This window comes from Achromobacter sp. 1011811831 (assembly GCF_059760905.1).
In genome coordinates this window covers 1-6582 of record NZ_JCBANG010000160.1, presented here as the reverse complement: position 1 = coordinate 6582, position 6582 = coordinate 1, and the positions used below count along the sequence as shown (strand labels likewise).

Sequence of the window (6582 nt, the reverse complement as noted above, 5' to 3'; positions counted from 1 at the left end):
GCCGGGCTCATGCCCGGCTCCGGATGTCGCCCCCCGAGGCCTGGCCGAGCCGCCGGCGGCCGTTACACACTTTGCAGGAGATACCGTGGAAGAAGCCTTGAAATCCGTCAATGCATGGGCGCCCAAGCTCATGGACCTGGGCACGAATCTGCTCATCGCCCTGATCATCCTTGTCGTCGGCTGGTGGGTATCGGCCTTGCTGGGCCGCTGGGTCCGGCGCATGGCGACCCGTTCCAGCAAGATCGATCCGACGATCGTTCCCATGTTCTACAGCACCGTGGTCTGGACGGTGCGCATCTTCACGCTGATCGCCGTGCTGGCGCGCTTCGGGGTGCAGACGGCCAGCCTGATCGCCGTGCTCGGCGCCGCCGGCCTGGCCGTGGGCCTGGCCTTGCAGGGCACCCTGCAGAACATCGCGGCCGGCATCATGCTGCTGATCCTGCGTCCGGTGCGCACCGGCGAGTTCGTCGGCCTGAGCACCGGCGCCGAGGGCACGGTCGAGGAAGTCGGCTTGTTCCTGACGCGCCTGGTGCAGGTCGACGGCATCCACATCACGCTGCCCAACAGCGTGGTCTGGAACGCCACCATCACCAACTACAGCCGCAACAAGACCCGCCGCCTGGATATCCCGGTGCCGGTGCGCTATGGCGACGACCTGGAACTGGCGCTGGCCAAGCTCAAGGAAATCGTGGCGGCCAACGAGTTCGCGCTCAAGGATCCCGAGCCGCTGGTGAAGGTCAGCGAATACCGCGATCATGGCGTCATTGTCAACGTGCGCGTCTGGGCCGAGGCTTCGAAGTATTGGGACCTGCGCTGGGGCCTGTACCAGCAGATCCGGAGCAAGCTGGAGGCCGCCGGCTTCCAGGCGCCGATTCCCGTGCGCGAGATCCAGAACCCGGCGCAGTCCGCCAAGTCCGGCGCCGCCTGATTCTCACCAATACGCAGCAAAGCCGGCAGCGGCCGGGAGGTTCGCATGTGCTCGAGCATGTCCTTCACCCTGCCGCTGGCGGCGACGCGCTTCATCGGCGACGCCCGGCTGTCGCCCGATGAGGTTGGCGAATCGCCTTGCGACGTCTACCGCTTCACGCGCGGCAACGACCGGTACTTTCTCAAGATCTCATCCGCCGTCCTGGCGCCCACGACCTATAGCGTGGTGCGCGAGGCGCAGGTGCTGCAATGGCTGTCGGGCCGGCTCAACGTGCCCGAAGTGGTGCAGGCTGGCGCCAACGGCGGCGGCGCCTACATGATCACCCGCGCCGTGCCCGGCGAGCCGCTGACCGCGCGCGTCGACGCCGGGCGGCCGGTGCGCGCGCTGTACGCCGAGGCGCTGCGCCAGCTGCGCGCGGTGCCGGCGGCCGGCTGTCCGTTCGAGGCGGGCGCGGCCTTGCGCCTGCGCGAGCTGGAGTACCTGCTGGCCAACGACCTGTGCGACAGGAACTACGATCTGGAACCCTGGCCGGACCTGTCCACGCCCGAGGACCTGCTGGAGCGGCTGCGGGCGACGCTGCCCAGCGAGGACCTGGTGTTCTCGCACGGCGACCTGTGCGACAGCAATCTGTTCGTGGACGCGCGCGAACAGCTGCATTTCATCGACATGGGCCGGGCCGGCCTAGCTGACCGCTGGATGGACGTGGCCTTCATCCACCGCAACCTGCGCGAGGAGGTGTCGCTGTCCGAGGCCGCCGCTTTCCTGGATGAACTGGGCGAGACGGACGAGCCGGCCAAGCGGGAATTCTTCGAGATGCTGGACGAGCTGTTCTAGCGCGCTTGCCGGGGCAGGATCGGGTTCGAGGCCGTGCGTTCGACGGACCGCGTTCGAGGGCGCCGTGGCGCCATCGAACGGGCCGCGCCGGCTAGGCCTGCGCCGCCAGCCGCGCCAGCTCGGTCTTGATCCAGCCGGCGATCTCGCGCTGGCGCTGCGCCGGCATGCGGTCGATGATCGCGGTGACGCTGACCGCCAGCAGCGGCGCGCCGTGCGCGTCCAGCAGCGCGCAGCCCACGCCCAGCGCGCCGCGCACGGCGTGGTTGCCCACCACCGAATAGCCGCGGGCGCGGGTGTTCTCGATCAGGCGGTACATTTCCTGCGGCGTCATGCCGCCGTACTCGTCGAGCCGGCCGGAATTGCGCTCGACGATGCCGCGCGCGACGTCGTCGGGCAGGGCGGCCAGGAGCGCCATGCCGCCCGATCCCACGCCCAGCGGCTGGCGCTTGCCGGCGTAGGTGGCGAGGATCTGCACGGGGTAGCTGCCGATCTCGCGATGCAGGCTGATGGAATCGTCCTCGTCGCGCACCACCAGGAACACCGCGTCGCCGGTGCGGTCGGCCAGCCGTCGCAGCACCGGCAGCAGCTGGCGCACGCGCGGATCGCGGGAGCGGGTATCGGGGTCCACCGCGAGCTGGGCGCGGTATTTCTTGGTGCCAGTCACGGGCAGCACCAGGCCGGCGTCTAGCAGGGCCGCCAGCAGGCGGTAGATGGTGGGGCGCTGGATGCCCGTCAGGCGGGCGATATCGGTCACGCTGAGGCCGTCAGGGCCCTGGTCCCGCAGGGCGGCCAGGACGGCCAATCCGCGCCGCAATGTGCGTGGGCCTGCGGCCGCGGCATCGCTGTCTTGCATGCAACTCTCTGAAAACTTTGGGGGTTATCACCAACTGGCAAAAACCGGGCAAGGGAAAACCATTGTCCGTTGCGTGGACTCTACCTTGATGTGCCGACCGTGTATAGCCGAGAATTCCCTATTCAAGAATTCGAATCGTCCACTTGATGGACAGTACCTGCACGGAGACATCATGATTCCAGGTCACAAGCCCGGTCTGCGGCGCCTTGCCGCCACCCTACTGACCGCCGCCGCGGGCGTGTTCGCCAGCGGCGCCGCCCTGGCGGCCTATCCGGACAAGCCTGTCCGCATCGTGGTCGGCTTTTCCGCCGGCGGCACCACCGACGTGATCGCCCGCATCATGGCCAAGGAACTGACCGAGAGCCTGGGCCAGTCCTTCGTGGTCGAGAACAAGCCGGGCGCGGGCAGCAACATCGCCACCGACCAGGTGCAGCGCGCGGCGCCGGACGGCTACACGCTGCTGTTCGTGGCCGTGACCAGCGCCATCAACCAGACGCTGTACAAGAACGTCAATTTCGACCTGACCCGTGATTTCGCGCCTGTGGCGCTGGGCGCGAAGGTGCCCAACATCCTGGTGGTCAATCCGCAGGTGCCGGTAAAGACCGTGCAGGAGCTGGTCGACTACGCCAAGAAGAACCCCGGCAAGCTGGCCTTCGCCTCGTCGGGCAGCGGCACCTCGATCCACATGGCGGGCGAGCTGTTCAAGATGCAGACCGGCATCGACGTGCTGCACGTGCCCTACAAGGGCAGCGCGCCGGCCATCACCGACCTGATCGGCGGCCAGGTGCAGTTCATGTTCGACAACATGCCCTCGGCCTGGCCGCATGTGCAGTCGGGCAAGCTGCGCGCGCTGGCGGTGACCACCACCGAGCGCTCCAAGAGCGCGCCGGACGTGCCGACCATGAAGGAAGCCGGCTTCGCCAATTTCGACGTGTCGTCCTGGTTCGGCCTGATCGCCCCGGCCGGCACGCCGCCCGAGGTCATCAACAAGCTCAACGCCGCCATGGTGAAGGCGCTGGACAAGCCCGAGGTGCAGCGCAGCTTCGAGCAGCTGGGCGCCGTGGGCGTGAAGACCACGCCGGCCGAGTTCGGCCAGTTCATCAAGTCCGAAGTGGAAGGCTGGGCCCCGGTGGTCAAGGCCTCGGGCGCCAAGGTGGACTGAGCGTCGCGGACCGGCTTGGCCTGTCCCGGCGAATCGCCCGGGACCGGCGCCGGATGGCGCGGCCTGGACGGACAGGGGACGGATTTTCCGTCCCCTATTTTTTCCTGCTGTTCCGGTAGTCCGTCAACATGGCGGTGCAGACGCCGCGCATCATGTCGACCTCGTCGCGTGTGAGGCCGGCCCTGGAAAACAGGTGCCGCATGCGCGGCATCAGCTTCTTGGGGTGGGCGGGGTCCAGGAAACGCACCTCGACCAGCGCCGATTCCCAATGGGCCAGGAAGGCCTGCACCGCCTCGCTGGAGGCCGGTTCCGCGCCGCGCGAGGGTTCCTGCGCGGTCGAGACGGGCAGCAGGGCCGCGCCCTGGTCGATCAGCAGCGCGTAACGCAGCTCCCAGGCGGCCAGTTGCAGCGCCTGGGCCACGTTCAGCGAGCTGTACGCGGGATTGGCCGGGATGTGGCAGATGCGGTGGCACAGCGCGATCTGGGCGTTGGTGAGCCCGGACTTCTCGGTGCCCAGCACGATGGCCGCCACGCCCTCGGCGGCCTGTCCCAGGTGCGCGCAGGCCAGCTCGGCCGCTTGGCGGATGTCGCAGGGCGGGGGGCCCAGGTCGCGCACGCGCGCCGTCAGCGCGAAGGCCAGCGTCACCGGGGCCAGCGCCTCTTCCAGCGTGGCATAGACGCGGGCGTTCTCCAGCACGTCGGCGGCGCCGCTGGACAGGGCCACGGCCTCCGGGTGCCGGGTTACGTCCTCGACATGGGGGGCCACCAGCACCAGTTCCGAGAATCCCATGGTCTTGATGGCCCGGGCGGCCGAGCCGACATTGCCGGGGTGGCTGGGGTTCACCATGATGAAACGGACGCGGGAAAACACCGCCGGCGAGCCGGTTTCAAGGGGTGTGGAGACCCCTTCGGAAGAGGGCGATTTACCGTCCCGGGACGGTTCGCCGATGAAATTTTCTTGAGTCATTTAAAATGGCGCGTTTGGCTTGGCGCTTTCCTGATATTTTCGGGCCGTTACCCCAGTGTGGGAGCGGCGCGGCGGGGAGGCGGCTGACGGCCTATCTCACCGCATTCGTACGGAATTTTATGCACCCGATGCTCAACATCGCCATCAAGGCGGCCCGGCGTGCCGGCACCATCATCAACCGTGCCAGCCTGGATTTGGAACGCCTGAACGTGGCTCGCAAGGGGCCGCGCGATTATGTCACGGAAGTCGACCGCGCCGCCGAGGAGTCCATCGTCGAGACGTTGCGCGCCGCCTACCCGGACCACGCGGTCCTGGGCGAGGAATTCGGCCTGCAGGGTCCGGATCAGGCCGAGTTCCAGTGGATCATCGATCCGCTGGACGGCACCACCAACTTCATCCATGGCCTGCCGAACTACGCGGTGTCGATCGCGCTGACGCAGCGCGGCCAGGTCACGCAGGCGTGCATCTATGACCCGTCGCGCAATGAGCTGTTCACCGCCAGCCGTGGCGGCGGCACGTTCCTGAACGACCGCCGCGTGCGCGTCTCGGGCCGTATCCGCTACCACGACGCGCTGCTGGGCGCCCACTGGCCCAACTCGGGCGACATGGAGCAGGGCTCGGCGCGTTTCCGCAAGATGGCCGAGAACAGCGCCGGCGTGCGCCGCCTGGGCGCCACGGTGCTGGATCTGGCCTACGTGGCCTGCGGCCGCCTGGACGGTTTCTGCGGCGTGGGCCTGAAGCCCTGGGACGTGGCCGCGGGCAGCCTGCTGGTGCTGGAAGCCGGCGGCCTGGTCGCCGACTTCGACGGCGAGCAGGGCTGGATGGACTCCGGCAACGTGCTGGCCGCCAGCCCCAAGATCTTCACGCAGATGCTGGCCGGGCTGAATCCGTCGGCCTCGATCTGATCCGGCGGGGCCTGTCGACAGGCCCTAACCCAGCCGGGCCCGGCCGCCGTCGGGCAAAGTGAACCACGCGCGCAGCCCCAGGCTGCGCGCGATTTTTTTGGCTTCTTCCAGCGGCATGTGGGAAAAGGCGGTCGACAAGGCGTCGGCCGCCGTGGCCGTGGGCGCCGTTACCGACACGCTGCGGTAGCGTGGCCGGGCGTTGCCGTCGCGCGGATCGAACAGGTGCGTGTAGCGCCCGGCCGCGTCTATCGGCGTGCCGTAGCCGCCCGAGGTGGCGAGCGCGCGGTCGCGCAGCGTCACCTGTCCGGCCAGGGCGTCGGGATGGTCCGGGTCGGTCAGGCCGGCGCGCCATGGCTGCCCGTCGCTCCGCTCGCCCATGGCATAGATCTCCCCCATGTCCACCAGCGCGCGGTCCAGGCCGCCGCGCCGCAGCAGGTCGGTCACGCGGTCGGTGATGTAGCCCTGCGCGATGCCGTTCAGCGTGACGGCCATGCCGGGCCGCGCATAGCGGATGGCGCGGCTGTCGAGCACCACGGCGGCGTGGGATACCTTGGCCAGCGCCTCGCGCAGGCGCGCCTGCGGCGGTCCGTCGGGATCGGCGCCGGGCTGCGAGAAATGCCCGGCGTACAGCTGCCACAGCGGCTGCACGGTGGGATCGAACACGCCGCCGGTCAGCACGCTGAACCGCCGGCTTTCGCTCAAGAGACGCAGCAGGTCGGCGGGCGGATCGTTCAGATGGCCCTGGCGGTTCAGCACGGCCAGCGCGCTGTCGTCGCGGTACAGGCTGAATACCGTTTCCAGCCGGCGCAGCTCGTCCACCGCGCTGTCGATCAGGCGCCGGGCCGCGTCCCGGTCCGGATGCAGCAGATGCAGCTCGGCATCCGCGCCCAGCGCGACGCCGCGCCAGACCACGGGTTCCAGGCCGGCTTGCTG

The 6582-nt window shown here is 68.8% G+C and carries 7 protein-coding genes; 4 read left to right on the top strand and 3 right to left on the bottom strand.

Annotated elements, in window-relative coordinates; translation table 11 throughout:
* Window positions 1–130 precede the first annotated feature (130 nt).
* Together AC6LJ9_RS30050 and AC6LJ9_RS30045 are read left to right on the top strand one after the other, a co-directional pair.
* The gene (locus AC6LJ9_RS30050) at window positions 131–928 is read left to right on the top strand and encodes a mechanosensitive ion channel family protein (protein ID WP_498150374.1); all 798 of its coding nucleotides are present in this window, start codon (window positions 131–133) and stop codon (window positions 926–928) included.
* 57 nt (window positions 929–985) lie between these two features.
* Entirely contained in the window at window positions 986–1762 is a 777-nt protein-coding gene (locus AC6LJ9_RS30045; protein ID WP_498150373.1) for an APH(3') family aminoglycoside O-phosphotransferase, read from the top strand.
* Between the two features lie 91 nt (window positions 1763–1853).
* Here AC6LJ9_RS30045 and AC6LJ9_RS30040 read toward each other — a convergent pair whose 3' ends face one another.
* Window positions 1854–2615: an IclR family transcriptional regulator gene (locus AC6LJ9_RS30040; RefSeq protein ID WP_498150372.1), complete on the bottom strand. Its 762-nt coding sequence runs from the start codon at window positions 2613–2615 to the stop codon at window positions 1854–1856.
* A 172-nt stretch (window positions 2616–2787) separates the two neighbouring features.
* Between AC6LJ9_RS30040 and AC6LJ9_RS30035 the strand changes: the two genes are divergently transcribed.
* Window positions 2788–3777 (top strand): Bug family tripartite tricarboxylate transporter substrate binding protein, encoded by a 990-nt coding sequence (locus AC6LJ9_RS30035; RefSeq protein ID WP_212314244.1) that lies wholly within the window; start codon window positions 2788–2790, stop codon window positions 3775–3777.
* Between the two features lie 94 nt (window positions 3778–3871).
* Here AC6LJ9_RS30035 and AC6LJ9_RS30030 read toward each other — a convergent pair whose 3' ends face one another.
* Complete coding sequence (locus AC6LJ9_RS30030; RefSeq protein ID WP_498150371.1) at window positions 3872–4744, bottom strand: RNA methyltransferase; 873 nt, start codon at window positions 4742–4744, stop codon at window positions 3872–3874.
* Window positions 4745–4863: 119 nt separating this feature from the next.
* On the opposite strand from AC6LJ9_RS30030, the gene AC6LJ9_RS30025 reads away from it, so the two are divergent.
* Entirely contained in the window at window positions 4864–5649 is a 786-nt protein-coding gene (locus AC6LJ9_RS30025; RefSeq protein ID WP_103275511.1) for an inositol monophosphatase family protein, read from the top strand.
* Between the two features lie 24 nt (window positions 5650–5673).
* Here AC6LJ9_RS30025 and AC6LJ9_RS30020 read toward each other — a convergent pair.
* Window positions 5674–6582 (bottom strand): FAD:protein FMN transferase (locus AC6LJ9_RS30020; protein WP_498150370.1); only part of this gene is annotated, 909 nt, incomplete at its 5' end.